This window comes from Olsenella sp. An290, from assembly GCF_002159535.1.
Taxonomy (GTDB): Bacteria; Actinomycetota; Coriobacteriia; order Coriobacteriales; family Atopobiaceae; genus Thermophilibacter.
In genome coordinates, this window is record NZ_NFIU01000032.1 from 1 (window position 1) to 3,586 (window position 3,586).

Annotated in this window: 1 protein-coding gene; it reads right to left on the minus strand. The window is 68.3% G+C overall.

The features are described 5' to 3' along the window. A partial coding sequence (locus B5F84_RS09340) for a beta-N-acetylglucosaminidase domain-containing protein (protein WP_204205555.1) occupies positions 1-3,586 on the minus strand: 3,586 nt, incomplete at both ends.

Sequence of the window (3,586 nt, forward strand, 5' to 3'; positions counted from 1 at the left end):
TGTTCCAGGAGAAGTCGGCGTTCATGAAGATGCCGACCTTGGAGGGCTCGGACTGCTGCATCGGGTTGATGACGCAGCCGAGCAGCGTCCCCGGCTCGACGTCGGCGCCCAGGGCGTTCTCGTAGCCGCCCATGGAGAGGTGGTCGCGGGTGTTGTCGGTGCAGGGCCAGTTGATCCACATGAAGGGCTTCACGCCGTTGGACTTGCTCGTGAAGGTGCTGATGGTCGACTGGTCGGCCTTGCCCCAGACCTGCTTGCCCGTGGTGATCGGGCGGACGTTATCGGGCAGCTGGTTGTACCAGGACTCGCCCGCGGCGGCGTAGTTGGCGGCCACGAAGGGGATGACGTCCTTGAGGCCCTCGTACTTGGGGGTGCCGTCCTCGTTCTTCTCCTCCTGGAGCCCGTGGATCCAGTCCGTGAGGTCGTTGAGCAGCCTCACGTAGTTGGAGGAGCCCGGGTCTGCCGCGTCGTCGGCGGACACCATGATCTGGCGGCAGCCGGCCTCGATGACCTGCAGGTACTTGGCCTTGAGGTCGGCGAGGTCCTGCTCGTAGGTGGAGCCAAAGCCAATGGGGTCGTTCATGAACGGGTGCAGCGCGTAGATGAAGCGCACCTTCGAGGCGTTGCCCGCATCGGCGAGCGCCTTGATGTCCTCGAGCTCCTCGGGGGTGTAGAGCTCGCGCCACTGGGCGTTGTGCTTCGGGTCGTCCTTCGGCGCGTACACATACGCGTTCAGCTTGTAGTGGCCGCCCCAGCGCATGAGCTCGCAGCGGTCCTCGGTGCTCCAGGGGTTGCCGTAGTAGCCCTCGATGAAGCCGCGGGTCTCGACGTCGGCCCAGTCGCTCACCTGAAGGGCATCCACCGCGCCGTCCGCGTCCTGCTGCAGGACCTGGTAGAGCGTGGTGAGGCCGTAGAAGGCGGAGTCGGTGTCGCGGCCCAGGACCACGATGCGGTCCGGCGCGTCGCCCTCGGCGGGGATGACCCCGAGGAAGTAGGAGTCGGTCTTGGTGAAGAGGTCCTTCTCGACCGTCACGGCGTCGGCGGCCTCGAGCGCGTCAACGTACGCATCGGCCGCGTCACCCGAGCCCTCGATGCCCACGAGGACCTCGAGGCCCTCGCCGTCGTCGCTCGTGGCGTCGGCCGGCGTGCCCTCCACGCCCGCGAGCTCGAGCGCCTCGTCGAGGCGCGCCTCGGTGGCGGAGTCGATGCCGTCGCCCACGATGGTGTTGACGGTGCCCTCAAAGTCGACCTCGCCCTCGGCGTAGGAAAGCGCGTGCGGGGTCGGGTAGATCGTGTAGTCGCCCTCGCCCGGCTCGGGCTCGGGGTCGGGCGTGGTCGTGGCGTCGAGCATGCCCACCTCGGCGATGGACGGAACGGCGCCGTTCCAGGCAACCTCAACGGACTCGACGCCGCAGAACGCAACGCCCGCGGCCTCGGCGGCCTCGGCAAGCGAGAAGGACATCACGGACTCGTCGAGCGTGCCAACCTGGATCTCCTGGACCTGCGTGTGCTCGGCGTCGGTGTAGATGCGCGCGGTCAGCGCGGCGCCGGAGGGCGTACCCCAGGAGATGACGCGGAGCGTGTCGCGCGGCGTGGTGCCGTCCAGCGGGTTGGAGACCGTGTAGACGAGCGTGCCGCTCTCGGCGCCGCCGCGCCAGTAGGTGGTGATGTCGCCGTCGAGCATGGCGTCCGTCGAGGTGCCGTCGGCAGTGCTCGACGCGGTGAAGTCGGCGTTGGCCGCATCGTTGTAGGTGATGGCGAGCCCGGCCGAGAGGTCGAGCGTGGCCGTGCCCTCGCCCGTGTAGCGGATGCCCACGTAGCGCGCGGCGGAGCTGGACTCGCCGGCGGTCCAGGCGAGGCCGTTCGTGGAGGTCACGACCTCAAAGCCCGCGGGAAGCGAGAGCGCGCTCGCGTCCGCGGCAACGTCGCCCTTGAGCGACCCCAGGTCAACCGCCACGTAGTCGCCGGCGGCAAAGGCGACCTCGCCGCCCGTGATGCTCGCGATGCCCTGGACGGAGCTACCGGTGGCGTCAACGTTCTCGATGGTGGAGACGATGCTGCCGGCGGGGTTCTCCTCGCCAAGGCCAACGGAGAGCTCCCTGATCTTCCACCACTTGGCGGTGTTCTCATCGGAGGTGACGCGGATGGCCTTCACCTTCTGGCGCGGGAACGTCAGGGTCTGCTCGGCCGAGGAGTCGATGGAGCCGGCGGTCACCCACCGCTCGCCGTCGACCGTGTACTCGAGGGTTCCGTGCGTGATGACGTCGCCGTCGCCCTGGCTAAAGGTGACCTCGCCCACGAGCGCGTAGGGCTCGTAGTTCACCTGGAAGCCGTCGCCCTCCATGATGTTGCCGCCCTCGCGGCCCTTGCACCAGTACTGGGAGGAGCTGTTGCCGTCGGCGATGTTGGAGAGCTGGCCCTCATAGGGCTGGATGCCGATGGCCTCGACGGTGGCCGTGTACTCAGGCTGCTCGGGGGTGTCGGTGTTCTTCTCGCCCGCGATGAGCTCGTAGACCTGCCACCACTGCTTGGCGCCCGTCGTGCAGCGCACGCGGATGGCGGAGACCTTGGTGGGCTGGTCGAGCTCGATCGTGGTGGTGGCGCTGGAGACCGCGCCGGCCTCGACCCAGTCGGTGCCGCCCTCGACGGTGTACTCGATCACGCCGCCGGCAAGCTTGTCGTTGCTGTCCTGGATGAGGGTGATCTCCTCGACGGTGCGGGCGGGGGCGTAGGTCACCGTGAAGCTGTTGCCCACGTCGATGCCCTGGTCGTCGCGAGTGCCGGTGAGCCAGGCCTGGGTGGCCGTGTTACCGTCGATGATGCGGTCGAGCGAGTAGGACTCGTAGACGGAGAGGCCCTCGGAGGAGACGCGCGCGACGGACTCGGTGCCGCCGACGATGCCGCCCGCCTGCGCGGACACGTAGTCGTTGAGGGCGTCCACGGCCGGCTGCACCGCGCGGGTGCCGGCGCGGGCGTACATCGTGGTGCCCACGTAGTCGAAGCTGTGGTCCTTGGCGTTGTCGTACGCCTCCCTGCCCTGAGTGTAGCCGGAGACGAGTGCGGTGGTGTCGCCCGTGAGCGCGCCCTCCGCAGCGGCGAGGTAGTACTGGGCCGCGTGCGTGGTGTCCTGCCAGAACTTGATCCAGGGGTCGATCTGCTCGCGCATGGCGTCGTTGTCCGCGGAGGTGTCATAGGTGTCGACCGCGTCGGCGAGGTTGTCAAAGAAGGCCTTGGCCTCGCTCAGGTCCTCGACGGTCACGGAGCCGGAGTTGAGCTTGGAGACGAGCTCGTCGAGCATGGGCTTGGCGGCCTCGGACTCGCGGGACTCGAAGGTCACGCCGCCGCCCTGGTACCACTTCATGTGCTCGGAGAGCTCGCGCAGGGCGTCGGAGGCGCCGGTGGCGACGGGCGACCCATTGTCCACGTGGGAGAAGGCGTCCCGCCAGGCCCGGTCGGCGTGGTCGTAGGAGGTCCAGTTGTTCCAGGAGAAGTCGGCGTTCATGAAGATGCCGACCTTGGAGGGCTCGGACTGCTGCATCGGGTTGATGACGCAGCCGAGCAGCGTCCCCGGCTCGACGTCGGCGCC